Raw genomic sequence first — 15,495 nt, forward strand, 5'->3', positions numbered from 1 at the left:
CCAGATTCAGGTCGTAGAGCTTTGCCTCGGCCAGCCAGGCGCGATACTTCTCAAACAGATTGTAGAGTTAGTCGCGCCGTTCTATGGGAAAGATCGATTGACGCACCCCCAGTGCTTGATACTCGTCGCGCGACAGGACACCGCCCGACCCGGCGGCAATCACGCCGCGAATCTCCTCGAAAGCCTGGTGGGCATCGACATCCTTGAAGTTCTGCCGTATACGCGAGTACCAGCCCGCAAAGTCGCGCCAGCTAGCCTCGCGTCCTGCCGGAACGCGGATCGACTCGACAAACTCCCGGTAGGACAGAAATACGGCATCCTGACCGCCATGCTCGAAACCGTTGGCGTAATAAAGGTCACGGGCGCTCTGCGCCAGGAAGGCGGAGTGAGTGACGTAGAGGACCTCACCTTCGGCATGCTTGAGCTTTTCAAGCGTCAGTGCGGTCTTGCCGCTGCCAGCGCTGCCGACGACAACCAAGGGAGGTGGCTGTCGGTAAATGGTCTCCTGCGTGTCATCAAACGAGATCGGTTTGTCGAGCAGGTGAATGCCGGTACGCTCGGGATGAAGGTAGCGTAGAGCTTGCGCCTCCCTGATGGCGTCATCAGCGCTGATGTCTGGAATTTTGCTCTCGTCAATCGCCGCGCCGCGCAGGAAACGTGACTTATCGTAGGCGTGATTGGCGATCACTTCCAGCATCAGTGCGCAGACTTCATCCCCCTGGCGCACCAGCGAGAACAACAGCCGGTCGGCGTCATCTAGCTTGGCCCGGTAGAACTTGCCGTGACTCAGATTGGCGAGCTTCTTGACTTGGGCAGCCCGGAAGTCGTGGCGGGCGATGGCCGCGGACACCTTGTCGTAGCTGGCCTTGACGCGTGAGGTGTCGAGACCTGTGTATTCGAGAATCTTCATGAGGCGATGAGGACAAGTGCAAGAGCAAGAACAAGAATTCTCTCATGGCCGTCTGGCCTGCCGGCCTCTATAGCAAGTTTTCCGGTCATTCCTGAACGGCAGTTATCCGCCGACCTGAACTGGACGCCCTAGAGTATTTCCTCATGCTGAATGACGGGTTCTTGCCGCCTGCTGCCCGACCCGCGGCCGTAGCCGACCCCAAACCGCCCTTCAGCTCGCCCAAAAGCAGCCATTCCAGGTAGAGACTCCAGTAGCATCCCCGAAGCATGAGGAACGATCTGCATTGATTGTTTAGGTGCGCATGAGCGCTTCGACTATTAAAATTTCCAACGTTCTGTTGGCTGCGTCGCGCGCGGCGTTGTGGTGGTTACGCAACCTACCTGTAATGCTCGGGATCGGTGGCGTGCCCGCGATGCAGCGCCGATGGTCCACACCAGCGTAAGCTGCATAACGACATGCAATTGCAGGAGACACGCCATGGAAAACAGAAACAGCAATTCGTCGGCCATCACGGCGAACGCCGTGCCGAGCCGTAGGTTCGTAGCATGGCTGGTTTATGTGTTCGAACAGGTCATGCCTAACCCGTCCGTGCTTTCAATCGGCTTGACGCTGGTGGTCTACCTTCTGGCCACATTCTTCGCGCCGTGTGCATCGCTGCCGACGATGCCCACTGCCTTGCACGGCGGCACGTTCAACATCCCCGGCCTCGCGTTGCAGATGATTCTGATCCTCGCGACCGGCTACGCCATCGCCGATGTGCTGGCCGTGCAGCGCCGGCAACGCGCCCTCGCCGCGCACATCCAGACACCGGCCGCGCCCGTGTTGAGCTGACGGAGATCCCATGTCCATCGAAGAACCCCGCGCGCCGGGCGAGCTCAATCCAGAGTTCTACCGTAGGCAGGCCGACGTCTGTCGCACGGCGGGCGACGAACTCGCCGCGCTCGCAAATCTGATCGCCGCTCGAATGCTCGACGCTTTCGCCGCGCAACCGTCCGTCGCACAAACGCGCAATCTGTGTGACGTCGCCACCGGCTATTTCATGAAAGGCGACTACGAGGCCGCTGCGCATTGGTATCGTCTCGTGCTCGATATCAATCCCAATACCGCCGTCGCTTGGTTGAACCTGGCGGCGATCCACGCCGAACAGGACGACGAACACGAGGCCGCGGCATGCCGCGAGCGCGCGTACAAGTCTCAGCGCGTGTTCATCGAACAGACGGGCGGCGAGACGCGCCGCGTGTTGATTCTTTGTAGCGGCAGCGGCACCGGCAACGTGCCGTTCGCAGCGTTGCTGCCCGGTACGGTCAATTGCCGCATTAAATACGCAATCGATCACGCCCTCGACGAAGAAGACGCTAATCTTCCGCCATTCGACATCGTGTTCAACGCGCTCGGCGATCCGGACATCGCGGAGCTGATTGCCAAGCGCCTCGCTCGGTTCGAGTCGCGCTCATCGCGGCCCGTGCTCAACCGCTCGGCCGTAGTGGCGCGCACGCGGCGGCATTGGCTGCCCGAATTGCTGCGTGGCCTGACCGACGTGGTAAGCGCGCATTGCGTGCTCGGCATCGCACCGACTGGCGCCGAAGAACCGCTCGCGCGCCGCGTCGCCGATAACGGGCTGACGTTTCCACTGTTGTTGCGGCCGGTCGCCTCGCATGGCGGCGATAGCCTAGTGCGCTGCGACGACCCCGACACACTTAACGCTCATTTACGCGTAATGGACGGCGCGCATTACCTGAGCGCGTTCCACAATACACGCGACGCGGATGGGTTTTATCGTAAGTACCGGATGAACTTTATCGACGGCGAGCCGTTCGCGTATCATCTCGCGATCTCGCCACACTGGATGGTCCACTACTTCTCGGCGGATATGGAGGCGCAGGCGTGGAAGCTCGATGAAGAGCGCCGGTTTCTCGCCGATCCGCGTGGCGCGATCGGCGACCGCGCTTTACGTGCCATCGCGAACATCGGCCAACGGCTCGCGCTCGATTACGCCGGCATCGACTTCACGATCTTGCCGGACGGCCGCGTGTTCGTCTTCGAAGCCAATGCAACGATGCTGGTGCATTACGAACGCGACGACGGTCCGCTGAAACACAAGAACGGTCACGTACAACGCATCGTGGACGCTTTCGAGCAGATGATGATTCGCCGATCCCTCTCTCATGCAGGCCCGCGTGATTTACGTCGTCACACAGAGTCGACATGATCGGGCACCGCACCACCTTGGCCACCGTGGCAGCCCCGTCGGGCCTGCTCGCCGAACTACAATGCTGCGAGTTGCGCATAGAGCGGCAAACTGACGGGCAGTTCGGCCTACTATCCCGTCAAAGCATACGAGTCGGTGCAACGAAGATTGGCGTCTGTTCCAATGCCGGATCAACCGGCCGCCCTTCAATATGCAAGTTGCACGACGCGGGACACAAGAGATTATCGAGCGGTCTCAAGTTGGCCGATCGAATATACGACCTGTCAAACTGACACCGAAAACATTGGCAATGGGTGCGTTCAGCAACCACCTCCTTAAGCCTATATCCGCCCGGTAACCCGTTGCAATTTTGTTGCTGCCGCGTTGGATTCACAGATTGTCAACGATCGCGACACCGATGGCGAATGGCCGATACTGGCCGGGTGCCGCCTCATGCGATTGGCATATTCGCTTTGGCCTTGCATGACTACGACCGGCAGCACGCGACACGATTCCGACGTTGCTCCAATGGCCGTTGTCACGCTATGTGAGGTTGACCCGGTTCGACGGACGGATTTGCAGCCTGCGATTTGATGCGATCTAACCTCCGTTGAGTGTTGAGTCGCGGGTTGTCCACGGGCGGGCGGCGGGTCGCCTCTCACGACCATGACGCTGCCCGCCGGTGGACAACCCGCAAGGCGATACGGTTTGCCTTTTAACGTTGAGGTTTTCGAATTCAAGCGGCGAACGATAGCCAATGCCGCTGTGTAAGCGGCGTACGTTGTACCAGCCCTCCAGGAACCAGAAGATGCGTTGCCGGGCCTGTTCACGAGTCGCAAAGAGTTCTCGCGAGAGTAGCTCCGCTTCAAGCGTGCCGAAGAACGATTCGCACATCGCGTTGTCGTACGCGTCGCCGGCCGTCCCCATCGACGGTTGCACACCGGCTTCGCGGCAGCGCCGTCCGAATGCAATAGAGGTGTATTGGCATCCCTGGTCCGAATGTAGAATTACGCCCTCCTGGCGTCGCTGCAGCAACGCCATATCGAGTGCGCGCAGCATCAGTTCGGTGTACAGATGGCTTGACATCGCCCAGCCTACAATTCGGCGACTGAACACGTCGAGGACTACGGCCAGATACAGAAACCCCACGCCAGTCGGGATGTAGGTGGCGTCCGCCACCCACAGCATGTTTGTCGCCTCCGCGCAGAAGTGCCGACGCACCAGATCCGGAGCGCGCCGAGCCCCCGCGCGTTGCCGCGTGGTGTGTGGCCAGCGCCGCCGGCTCGCACCATGCAGGCCGGCCAGGTGCATCAGACGTGCGACCCGCTTGCATCCCACATGCACGCCTTCCCACGCGAGCTGCGCATGGATACGTGGCGCCCCATATGTGCCGCGTGAATTCGCATGCAGCGTGCGGATGCGCTCGAGCAGTTGCGCATCGCTACACGAGCGTTTCGATGGCTCACGCACCAGCCATGCGTAGTAGCCGCTCGCGGAGACCCTGAGCAGCCGTGCCATCGTGGCAATGGGCCACCTGGCCCGGTTCGCTCTCATGAATCCGTACCGCCCTTCGGCGGAACGGCTCCCGTCTCCCTCGCGAACCAGGCCGCGGCCTGCGAGAGAATGTCCCTTTCCATCTTCAGTTGCCGGTTCTCGCGACGCAACCGTGTGAGTTCCTGCCGCTCGGCCGTGGTCAGCCCGTCGTGACGCACACCCGCATCGCGATCGGCCTGCGCGACCCAGTTGTTGATCGTCTGTTCGGTCGGCTCGAACTCGCGCGCCAGATCCTCAGGCGTTCTTCCGGCCTTAACCAGCTCGACCATGTGAGCCCGGAATTCCACAGGGTATGGGGTACGATGCCTGCCCATTTTCGACACCTCCTGATCAAAAGCATAGGTGTCCGTTTTCGCGGGTCAACTTCAATGAGCATCGGCCAAAGCGTTCGATCGAGTATCAACGGTCAGTTCGTCCCACTCGTGTAGACTGCGCGGTTGTCCCAACAGATCGACCACCTCGACCCGGCTCTTCCTCTTGGGTCCGGCGTGTGTCAATGCCCGCGTTCGACGCGCCCCCGACAACGCTTGATGGTTTTGACCAGCAGACCCGAGCGAGTACTCGATCGAGCCGCCAGCGGAAGAACAAATAAAACGGATGCATTTCTGGAACATCCCCTGATTGAAGCGGAAATCGAATTGCTGGTTGATTGCCTGATCGGCGACGCCGCGCCGGACGAGGCAATCGATGTCGCGTCGAATTCCCGATCCAGCGAATTCGACATCGCGACACGCGCGCTCGCCGTCGACGGCTGGTGTGTCGTGTCGAACTTTTTGTCACAGAGCCAGACGCAGGCCTTATCGACCGAATGCATGGCCATGCACGACGCGCAGCTGCTGACACCAGCCCGTGTGGGGGCCAATCGCGCTGCCACACTTTTGCGCGGCGATAGCACGCACTGGTTCCAACCCGACGCGCTGAGCACGCGGCAGCAGGCGTTCGCCGATCGCATCGACGCGCTACGGAACGCGCTCAACCGCGACCTGTTTCTCGGTCTGGTCGATAGCGAATCACACTACGCGGTATATCCGCCAGGTGCCGGATACGCACGCCACCTCGACTGCCTGCGTAACAGCGACAGCCGCGTGATTTCCGCTGTGTTCTACCTCAACGAAGCGTGGCAGGACGCCGAGGGCGGCGCACTGCGGCTATACCTTGCCGATCAGTCTTATCACGACGTCTTTCCGCGCGCCGGAACGCTGCTCTTGTTTCTCTCGGCGGAGTTTGAACACGAGGTGCTGCCCGCCACGCGCGACCGCATGAGCATTGCATGCTGGATGAGGCAGCGGGTGTAAGCCGAACCGCGTGCGCATCTGTGGTTAACGTCCAGGATCGCGCCCTTTCGGAGCAGATTGACAATCAATTGCCGGATTTCGTTAGTGTCCAGTTCGGCATGGTGCCGATGGCATACGCGCGAAGCCAACGCCGAGTCACGACAATGTGGCCGAGCTCGGAAGCTCAATCAAGCCGTGAGCCCTCCTTTCGCCCCCGTCACGCTGGGTGCAGCAGACGCGGGAACAGAGTCCCCAAAAAGTAGCTCAGTGTTGGAGATTTTCCTCGGAATCAGAGATGGCCTCACTCGTTCGGACAGTCTTCTGAGATTTTTAAGTGGAACGTCCGGGGCAGTCATGCTGCCAATTTGATCGCAGGCAGCGTCGCGAAGTATGCCTCATCCGGCGTGCGGTCTTCCAGACTCGAATGAGGTCGTCTCTGGTTGTACAAGCCGTCAACACAACGCCCATATCGGCGAATCAAAGGAGGTTCTCTACCGCTGGCACCCGTGGTACGGGCACACGGTATGGATTTTCACCACGATAGAGAGGAAGAACGCCGAGTCAGTGCTGCGCTGTGGGCGAGAGCCGTTCGACACGGCGGGCTTGCTGGAGGTGCCGCAATGGATGTTCGATCCCGTTGCCTGCTGTCGCATTACCTCGGCAACGTCTCCCGCCGTCAGCTGTGAAGCATTGAGGGAACTGAAGTACCTGTTGGCGCAGGCGCCTGCTGCCACGCCGCGCGGTATGGTACAAGCCGAGCACCATCCTTTGCTCCGTACAGGAGGTGCTGATGCGACGCCAGACAAACCCCCAACCGGGCGGTCAACTCGACCTGTTCCGTCTCTTTCCGAAGACACCACAATGGGAGCACCTGCCGCAAGAGGTCCGGCAGCAGACGGTGCGTTTGCTGGCGCAGCTGCTGCGGCAACACCGTCGCGGGCTGCTCGCCGCCGTACACGAGCCGGAGGTGCGCGATGAGTGACAAGATTCGGGCGCAGCATCTGGCGCGCAAGGCCATGCTGTACGTGCGCCAGTCGTCGGCCTACCAGGTCAGCCACAATCTGGAGAGCCAGAAGCTGCAGTATGCGATGCAGGATCGTCTGCATCAGTTGGGCTGGAACGAGATCGAGGTGATCGACGAGGATCTGGGACGCTCTGCGGCCGGAACGCAAACGCGCACGGGCTTCGAACGGATGGTCGCAGAGGTCTGTCTTGGGCACGTCGGCGCAGTTGCCGCTCGCGAGGTTTCACGATTCGCGCGCAACAGTCGCGAGTGGCAGCAACTGGTTGAGGTGTGCCGCGTCGTCGACACGGTGCTCGTCGATCAGGAGACCGTCTACTCACCGCGGCAGAGCAACGATCGTTTGCTGCTCGGCTTGAAGGGCAGCCTGAACGAATACGAGCTGGATCTGTTGCGTCAGCGTTCGCTCGAAGCTCGTCGGGAGAAGGCCAAACGCGGCGAACTCATTGTCGCGGCGCCGGTGGGTTACTGCAAGACCGAAGACCAGCGCCTGGAGAAGGATCCGGATTTGCGCGTGCAGGACGCCATCCGCTCAGTATTCCGCCAGTTCGGCGCGATTGGTTCGGTGCGTCAGACGTTGTTATGGTTCCTGGAGCACGGCCTGCAGTTGCCGGCATGCATGCCGCGCGGCGAAATCCAATGGAAAACGGCCGAGCTACGGCACGGTGTACCGGATCCTGACCAACCCGATCTACGGTGGCACGTATGCCTATGGCAAAACCGAATGCGCGATCCATTACGAGGCTGGGGAACCACGCAAACGTGATCGCCGCAAACCACGGGATCAGTGGCTTGCGCTCATTCCGAATGCCCACGAAGGGTACGTTGACTGGGACGAATTCGAACGGATCCAGTGTGCCATTAGCGGCAACCTGCGTCTGGCCGGACACGCTGGCGCCCCGAAGAACGGTGAGGCCCTGCTGGCGGGACTATTGCGCTGCAGGCGCTGCGCGAGCAAGCTGACGCTACACTACACGGGTAACAGGCACGACGCCTTGCGCTATAGCTGTCATCGCGGCTGGATGGACAAGGGGCAACCGCGTTGTATTGCGTTCGGTGGCACACGCGCGGACGCGGCCATCGCCGAGGCGGTCTTGCAGGTCGTTCAACCGGCGGCAATTGAGGCAGCAATCGTGGCGCGCGAAGAAGAGACCCTGAAGCAGGACGAAGTGCTGGCCGCGTTGCAGCGGGATCTTCAGGCTGCACGCTACGCCGCGCAACGCGCGCAGAAACAGTACGATGCTGCTGACCCCGAGAACCGGCTCGTCGCCGACGAACTGGAGCGGCGCTGGAATCATGCGCTACTACGCGTAGAGGAACTGGAATCGCGTATCGAGCAACAGTCGCGCACATCCGGCCAGATACCGCCTACCCAGCCAGAGGAGTTTGCCGATCTTGCCACTGCATTGGAATCGATCTGGCCGCAGGCCGACGCCCGCCTGAAGAAGCGCATAGTGCGCACCCTGATCCACGAAGTCGTCGTTGACGTTGACGACGCAACGAGCGAAATCGTGCTCGTCATTCACTGGAAGGGCGGAGTACATACCGAGATTCGCGTGCCGCGGCGGCGCCGCGGAGAGAACACTACGCATACGTCACGTGAAGCAATTGATGCCGTGCGCCAGCTTGTCCGTATCTGTCCGGATCTGGTGATCGCCGGCGTACTCAATCGCAATGACCTGCGAACCGGCCGGGGTAACTTCTGGACCCAGGAGCGAGTCACCGCGTTGCGCAGCCACCATCAGATCCCGGTCTATTCGAGCGAACGACGTGCTGCTGAAGGATGGATGACGTTGACCGAGGCATCGGCGTTCATCGGTGTGAGCCCCGGAACGCTCAGGCTCGCAGTTGAGCGCAACAAGATCCCAGCCGAACATCCGTTACCCAACGGGCCATGGATCTTCAATCGCAATTCGCTGACCGGGGACGCAGTTACCGAACTCGTCGGACGGGCTCGCGCACGGCGTGGACACCCCACAATACCAACGACACAACAGGGCTCTCTAGATTTATCAACAACATAGCGAGGTTGGGCAGTATGAAACGCACTTGTACAGATTGATGTAATCGCCGATTGAGCGCCGGGCGTGGCCTACCGATTCATAGGCTTTCAGATACACCTCTTCATATTTCACGCTTCGCCACACGCGCTCGACGAACACGTTGTCTCGCCAGGCACCTTTGCCGTCCATCGACAGGCGGATGCCCCGGCTGAGCACGGCCTCGGTGAACGCTATCGCGGTGAACTGGCTGCCCTGGTCGGTATTGACGATCTCAGGTTGCCCGTACTTCGCGAACGCTTCTTCCAACGCCTCGACAGCGTGCATCGCCTCCATCGTGATCGCTACGCGGTGGGCCAGTACCTTCCGGCTGGCCCAGTCCACCACGGCGGTCAGATACACGAAGCCGCGCGCCATCGGGATATAACTGGTATCCAGTGCCCAGACCTGGTTTGCCCGACTGATCGTCATGCCCCGTAGCAGATACGGCCAGATCTTGTGCTGCGCATTGCGTCGGCTCGTATTCGGCTTGCAATACAGCGCCTCGATACCCATGCGCTTCATCAGCGTGCGCACGTGCCGACGGCCAATCTCGTGTGCCTCGCGACGCAGCAGTCGCGCCAGCATCCGCGCTCCGGCAAACGGAAACTCCATGTGCAGTTCATCGATCCGGCGCATCAGCAACTGGTCTGCGTTGCTCACCGGTTGCGCCCGGTAATACACGCTCGATCTTGCGATACCAACGAGTCGCGCCTGCTGCGAGACCGGCAATGCGTGTGTACGATCGATCATCGCTTTGCGCTCAGCAATCCCGCCTTGTTGAGCGCGCCGCTTAAAAAATCGTTCTCCAGCGTGAGCTGGCCGATCTTCGCATGTAGCTCCTTCAAATCGACTTGCGGCTCGCTCGACGCCGTGCCGCCTGCGCCAAACACGTCGGCGGCACGTTCCTGCAACTGCCGCTTCCATTCGGTGATCTGGTTCGGGTGCACATCGAACTGCTGCGCTAATTCGGCTAGCGTCCGCTCGCCCTTGACCGCCGCCATCGCCACTTTCGCTTTGAACGCGGCTGAGTGCGTCCGTCGGGTTCTCTTCGTCATCTTCCTGGTTCCTTTGTCGGCATTATCGCCGGCTCAGGCCCCGAGCGTTCCACTTATCCGACTGTCCGAATTTGCGCGGCCATCTCTATCTTCCCAGTACCGAAGCGGATCGCGATATTGTGGATAGTGTAAGTTGAGCCACGCCGACAGTCTGGCCCAGTCGGGATGGTTGGTACCGGTTTGGGCAGACCATATTGACGATCTTTCAAGACCCTGACCGTTCACGCGATCACGGACAACCAGGCTGCCCAGTCCGCTTGAACTGTTCGTCTGTGACTCAACCAGATACCGCGGCAGAATCCTGAGCTCAGCGTCCTCGGCCCACCCGTATAAGGCGCGGACCACGCCGGAGGGATCTCGCAACTCTATGGGTCCGCTTTCCGGGCGAACGGCTGTCCAACCTTCAGGAAACTCAGTGACAACCTCGTTTTTACCTTCCCTTATCCACTTCGCGTGCCATGCTTTCGCCATCGCCTCGCGTACGTGAGCCACCGACTCGTAGCCAGTAGGCAGCTCGATCGCCATCGGAAGAGTAATGAGGTTGTCCTTCCAGAGTTTGGTTTCGTTGTCGACGCGCTCGACTACGTCGAACGCCCCGGCTTCGAATGGGTTCTCGGGCCGGCCGCTTACTTTCACGTTCCCGCTGGGCAGGCCTTCGAAAAGGCGCTCGGCATCGTGGCGGGTGAGTTTTGTCTTTCCTTTCTTCATGGTCTCACTACAGCAAGGTTGTCTCACTAACATGGAGGCTCTGACGTCCAAAGTCGGGCGCCACGTCCTCTCGCGTGCGCGAAGATGCGCGCAATTCTATTCTGCGCCATTTGCCTGTTACCGGCTCGCGCGGCGGCAATGGCGCGGCTTATGCCGCCGCTCCTGCCGCCGGACATCAGACGGGTCGATCCTCGCAAAGGACCAGAGGATGAGCGGACGGGCGATTATCGACTTCTCGCGAAGTCTCCTTCTACCACAGCGGTTATCGAATGGAAGGAGGTGGCAGAATCCGGGCAACTGAACTGCCGTACACGACCCAAGTCAGCCGTTGGTAGCCACAATGCTGCAATGGCCGCTTTCGAAAGCGGCCTTAACGCAGCGCTTGGTTGACCGGCGGCTGGGTCGACCTTCGCCTGTCGGCGAGCCGACGAGCCACCGTTCAGCAGTTGATAACACCGGCGAATGTGATTGACGTGTAGAACGGTCTCCAGGCATGGGGCGCTAAAATTGTACGTAGCATTGGTCCGTTCCGTGAAACCGATTGCCCCATCCCGATCTATCAACGGCAGGCAACCATGAACACTCACTACGCGTGTTTCGTTCGTCCGGCGCTGGCTGCAATTTGCGTGGCTTCCCTCGCAACGCTCGCCGCTTGCGGCGGAAACGCCTGTATCGGCCTCGACAGTTGCGGTGGCGGAAACGTGACGCCAACCGTCGCTATATCCGGCACGGCCGCCACCGGTAGTGCGGTCGCCAGCGCGACGGTCAGCTTCAGTTGTGTGCAGGGCTCGGGCTCCACCCTGTCCGACGGCGGTGGACACTACGCGATTACGTTCAATGCCACGCCTCCCTGCATCCTCACCGTGACCTCTGGTGGCATTGGCCTGCATTCGGTGGCATTGGCCGGCGGCACCTTCAATACGACGCCAGAGACCGAACTGATGTTTGTCGACATCGCTTCGCAACTCGGCACGAGCGAGAGCGGTCTGATAGCGGGCTTCCCGACCAACTCACAGTTCCAGGAGGTGCTGGCAAACCAGGCCGACGTGCAGGCTGCGCAATCGGCAGTCGTCACGAATCTACAGCAGCGCTATGCGGTCACGCTGACGGCACCGGCGTTTCTAACAACATCCTTTACAGTTGACCAAATAGGTGTCGACAGCGACCTGAGCGCGCTAGCGGCAGCAGGGGCTCTCGACGCCAATGGCATGCCCGATCAGGCCGCCGTCTCGCTGCTGTCCGCGGCGGGTCTCGCCCATCCGCTTACAGCGACGTCCGCACCTTCTTCCGGCACTGGCAGGACTGGCAGCAACAGCGGAATGATGTGACGTGCGGCGAGCCCGGGGCCATCGAGTCAGCCCCGGTGCCACAAGAGGTTGCGCTCGTCTACTTGGAAGAACACCACCCATCTTCCTGCTGCGCAGCGTGGGCAATGAGCATCGTGGACTGGAGTCGGCCATCTACGGTCCTCCGCAATTCATTGGCGAATGTCTGCTCAAGAGTTGCCGAGCCGCCGTTTGATCCCGTAATGGAAGCCACTCCTCAGCCCTGGCTGACTCTCTGGTTGAGACGAAGCTCAGGATTTCGCAATGCCCGTTCCACGGCTGACAAACGGGCGTCGATAAGCCAATCGTCTTGGAGATGAAGGTGCGGCTTATCCGGCCAATTTGTACGAATCCTTGCCACTGCTAAGGCTTTGGCGTGCCGATCTATCGTCTGCTACGGCCGGAAGCCCCCCTAGCCGTGCCACCCGTAGCTGCCGGTCAAATTAATGCGGCTCCATCCAGGCGACGGTACATGCGATGGGCAGGCTCCGGGCGGTTAAATTAGAACTTGACACATGAATACGCACGACTGTATTGTATAGGAATACGTACGACTGTATTCCTATTATGAGCAAACCATCATTTCGCGAAGACATTCTCGCTGCCGGCCTCCAGGTGATGCTTCGGTCGGGATACGAAGGGGCGAGTGTGCGCGATATCTGCGCAGCGGCAGGTGCTCCGCACGGCTCCTTCACCAATCACTTCCGCTCCAAGGAGGCTTTTGCGGAGGAAGTGCTGGACCGCTATTTTGCTCACACCAAGGGATTAGTCAAAGAGGCTTTGAACGACAAGTCACTTACTCCCCGGCAGCGACTGAAGCGGTATCTGGACATCATCAGCCGCGTGCTGGCAGACGACAAATGGAATCGCGGTTGCCTGATCGGCGATTTCAGTCTTGAGACCGCCTCTCAAAGCGAGCTCTTGCGCGAAAGGCTCGAGGCGATATTCCAAGAATGGCGTGCTCCATTTGCCTCGTGCATCGCCGAGGCTCAAGCCGCCGGCGAAATCGATTCAACGTTCGATCCGGTGGATCTCGCCGAATTTCTCCTGGCTTCCTGGGAAGGCGCAATTCTTCGCATGAAGGTGGAACGCGGCCCTGCCGCCCTCGATCGCTTCAAGAACATCGTTTTCCAAACCATATTCAAGGAGCAGAAATGATCGTCCTTTCTGACGTTGTATTGCCGCGAGTGAATGTGCTGGGTTCCACCATGGCCTATCGGGAAGCGGGAAATCCCGAAGCACCGGTCGCGCTTTTTCTGCACGGAAACCCAACGTCGTCGTACATATAGCGGAACATCATTCCCCTGGTCTCACCCGTGGCGCACTGCATCGCGCCGGATCTCATCGGGTTTGGTCAATCGGGAAAACCGGACATTGCGTATCGGTTTGCCGATCATGTTCGATACCTGGATGCGTTCCTCGATAACGCTGGAATCTCGTCAACATTTGTCATAGCGCAGGACTGGGGAACCGCACTGGCATTTCACCTGGCTGCCCGAAGGCCGGAGTTTATCCGTGGGCTTGCTTTTATGGAGTTCACCTGGCCAATGCCTACCTGGGAGGATTTTCACGCGGATGCACGCGAAACTTTTCAGAAGTTCAGGACGCCTGGCGCGGGTGAAAAAATGATTCTTGATGGAAATGCATTCGTAGAGCAGGTTCTTCCCGCTGCAACCGTACGAAAACTGACGGATGAGGAAATGTCGGTTTACAGAGCACCATTTCCAACTCCCGAGTCGCGTCGACCAACCTGGCGTTTCCCGAATGAACTGCCGATCGCTGGAGAACCGGCGGATGTGTACTTAACCTTGGAGAACGCACATCGTGCTCTAGCACAGTCGTCTTATCCGAAGCTGCTTTTCACTGCAAATCCAGGCTCTCTGGTCTCGCCGACCGTCGCCGAGAGTTTTTCGAAGAAACTTAACGACTGCAGAGTAGTTGAGCTTGGCGCTGGAATTCACTACTTGCAGGAGGATCATCCTGAGGTGATCGGCGCCACTATCAATGAGTGGCTAGTCGGACTGGGAGTAAGCTCCAGCCCAAAACAAAGGCTGACATTATAGGCATTCCTCTGATACTTGGTCGGCGAGCTGACGCACAGCCGTTCAAACAACAACCGCTAAGCGCCTGAAACTTAGACCGGACAAAGGGATATCAATCTATCAGGCGCCTCGCAACCCTCAACACCCTGTGGTACTCACGAGAGGTTAGCGGCTGCTTCCAAGGTGTCAATGCTTTCGGCATGACGACAAGTCGTCGGCGATTGCCGACGTTCAGGTCTCGCCCTTCATCGGGCAGCTTCAGGTTGCCTTCCTGCCGTTCGAATCTGCACAACCGCGAATGTCGTGTTCACTATCAGCGGATGCGTACTACCGACCCGAAGCTGCCATCGGCCTGGCCGCACCGAGCGCCCGGAAGCGGACGCTCATCCGGTCGAGCAGCGGATGGCTGCCAACCTATTCATCGTGAAGCCCCCGTCTGGTAACGCGTGCGGTCTGTACCGCGTTCAAAGCTGCGACGCCCCCCCGTCAACCGGCAGTTCGGCGCCGTTCGTGAAGGTCGCGTCGAACCCGAGGAAGAGGACGGCCTTGGCGATTTCCTCCGACGTCCCGAAGCGCTTCATTGGAATGATGCCGTTCATCTGCTCCCTAATCTGGGCGGCCGCGTCTTTATCGGGGAAGGACTTGTCGAGGATCGGCGTGTCGATGGGACCGGGCGACACCGCGTTGACGCGAATCTCCCGAGGTAGAAGCTCAGCGGCGAGCACCCGGGCGAATGACCGCAGCGCAGCCTTGGCCGCTCCATATGCGGCGACGCCGGGCATTCCCTTGACGTTGGCGACCGAGGTCGTGAGGACGACTGAGCCTCCCCGATTGATCAGCGGTGCGAGCTTCTGGACCGCGAAAAAGGGGCCCTTGGCGTTCAGGTTGAACATCTCGTCGTAGATAGCCTCGGTCATGCTCTCGAGAGGCGCTCGGAGGGCGAATCCAGCGTTGACGAAGAGCAGGTCGAAGGTGTCGAACTCGGCCTTCACCCGAGAGGCGAGGGCGTTGATTTCCGTCAATGAGCGCGCGTCGCTCGAAACCACGATGGCGCCCTTCCCAAGCTCTTGCTGCGCCGAATCCAGACCCGCCTGCGAGCGACCCGTCACCAGAACGCGCGCACTCCCATCGAGGAGCATCTTCACCGTCGCGAGCCCCATGCCGCTCGTGCCGCCGATGATTACAACCTTTTTACCTTCGTACCGTTCCATGCGTTTTCTCCTTGCGACGTCTGGGTCGCTTTGCTGATTTAGAACTGTTTTGTACAATAATAGGCATGATCATCGCGGCCAAGGACTTTTGAACTAATTATTTCAAAATTCAGTAGGACCCGGTGGATGACCATGTAGCTCCGCAATCGCCTGCGGATTCTGGTC

At 59.8% G+C, this 15,495-nt stretch carries 12 protein-coding genes and 2 pseudogenes; 9 read left to right on the forward strand and 5 right to left on the reverse strand.

The window, feature by feature from the left end:
- Window positions 1–67: 67 nt before the first annotated feature.
- Complete coding sequence (locus OKW41_RS15420; protein ID WP_429573055.1) at window positions 68–910, reverse strand: hypothetical protein; 843 nt, start codon at window positions 908–910, stop codon at window positions 68–70.
- Between the two features lie 477 nt (window positions 911–1,387).
- On the opposite strand from OKW41_RS15420, the gene OKW41_RS15425 reads away from it, so the two are divergent.
- Window positions 1,388–1,741 (forward strand): TIGR00366 family protein, encoded by a 354-nt coding sequence (locus OKW41_RS15425; protein ID WP_429443998.1) that lies wholly within the window; start codon window positions 1,388–1,390, stop codon window positions 1,739–1,741.
- A gap of 10 nt (window positions 1,742–1,751) precedes the next feature.
- Window positions 1,752–3,119: a hypothetical protein gene (locus OKW41_RS15430; protein ID WP_429573056.1), complete on the forward strand. Its 1,368-nt coding sequence runs from the start codon at window positions 1,752–1,754 to the stop codon at window positions 3,117–3,119.
- A gap of 708 nt (window positions 3,120–3,827) precedes the next feature.
- Here OKW41_RS15430 and OKW41_RS15435 read toward each other — a convergent pair.
- Window positions 3,828–4,966, reverse strand: a pseudogene (locus OKW41_RS15435) (IS3 family transposase); the annotation flags it as partial.
- Window positions 4,967–5,089: 123 nt separating this feature from the next.
- Here OKW41_RS15435 and OKW41_RS15440 point away from each other — a divergent pair.
- The 4 genes from OKW41_RS15440 (at window position 5,090) to OKW41_RS15455 (ending at window position 8,971) form a co-directional block, all read left to right on the forward strand.
- The gene (locus OKW41_RS15440) at window positions 5,090–5,947 is read left to right on the forward strand and encodes a 2OG-Fe(II) oxygenase (protein ID WP_429444000.1); all 858 of its coding nucleotides are present in this window, start codon (window positions 5,090–5,092) and stop codon (window positions 5,945–5,947) included.
- A gap of 769 nt (window positions 5,948–6,716) precedes the next feature.
- Complete coding sequence (locus tag OKW41_RS15445) at window positions 6,717–6,908, forward strand: hypothetical protein (protein WP_187639681.1); 192 nt, start codon at window positions 6,717–6,719, stop codon at window positions 6,906–6,908.
- A complete protein-coding gene (locus OKW41_RS15450) occupies window positions 6,901–7,713 on the forward strand; it encodes a recombinase family protein (RefSeq protein ID WP_429573057.1) in 813 nt (270 codons plus the stop codon). Before OKW41_RS15445 ends, OKW41_RS15450 begins: the two co-directional genes overlap by 8 nt.
- Window positions 7,613–8,971 carry a recombinase family protein gene (locus tag OKW41_RS15455; protein WP_429573058.1) on the forward strand — a complete coding sequence of 453 codons (1,359 nt, stop codon included), beginning with the start codon at window positions 7,613–7,615 and terminating at the stop codon, window positions 8,969–8,971. The genes OKW41_RS15450 and OKW41_RS15455 overlap by 101 nt, the downstream gene beginning before the upstream one ends.
- 27 nt (window positions 8,972–8,998) lie before the next feature.
- Here OKW41_RS15455 and OKW41_RS15460 read toward each other — a convergent pair.
- Window positions 8,999–10,044: pseudogene (locus OKW41_RS15460) on the reverse strand (IS3 family transposase); the annotation flags it as partial.
- A 33-nt stretch (window positions 10,045–10,077) separates the two neighbouring features.
- Window positions 10,078–10,752: a hypothetical protein gene (locus OKW41_RS15465; RefSeq protein ID WP_429573059.1), complete on the reverse strand. Its 675-nt coding sequence runs from the start codon at window positions 10,750–10,752 to the stop codon at window positions 10,078–10,080.
- A gap of 575 nt (window positions 10,753–11,327) precedes the next feature.
- Between OKW41_RS15465 and OKW41_RS15470 the strand changes: the two genes are divergently transcribed.
- The 3 genes from OKW41_RS15470 (at window position 11,328) to OKW41_RS15480 (ending at window position 14,140) form a co-directional block, all read left to right on the forward strand.
- The gene (locus OKW41_RS15470) at window positions 11,328–12,080 is read left to right on the forward strand and encodes a hypothetical protein (RefSeq protein WP_429573060.1); all 753 of its coding nucleotides are present in this window, start codon (window positions 11,328–11,330) and stop codon (window positions 12,078–12,080) included.
- 564 nt (window positions 12,081–12,644) lie between these two features.
- A complete protein-coding gene (locus tag OKW41_RS15475) occupies window positions 12,645–13,235 on the forward strand; it encodes a TetR/AcrR family transcriptional regulator (RefSeq protein WP_184040704.1) in 591 nt (196 codons plus the stop codon).
- Between the two features lie 140 nt (window positions 13,236–13,375).
- The gene (locus OKW41_RS15480) at window positions 13,376–14,140 is read left to right on the forward strand and encodes a haloalkane dehalogenase (protein ID WP_429573423.1); all 765 of its coding nucleotides are present in this window, start codon (window positions 13,376–13,378) and stop codon (window positions 14,138–14,140) included.
- 443 nt (window positions 14,141–14,583) lie between these two features.
- On the opposite strand, the gene OKW41_RS15485 is transcribed toward OKW41_RS15480, so the two are convergent.
- Window positions 14,584–15,330, reverse strand: a complete 747-nt coding sequence (locus tag OKW41_RS15485; protein WP_429573061.1) for an SDR family oxidoreductase — start codon at window positions 15,328–15,330, stop codon at window positions 14,584–14,586.
- Window positions 15,331–15,495: the final 165 nt, after the last annotated feature.

Origin of the sequence: Paraburkholderia sp. UCT70, assembly GCF_050434085.1 — a bacterium.
Classification (GTDB): domain Bacteria; phylum Pseudomonadota; class Gammaproteobacteria; order Burkholderiales; family Burkholderiaceae; genus Paraburkholderia; species Paraburkholderia tuberum.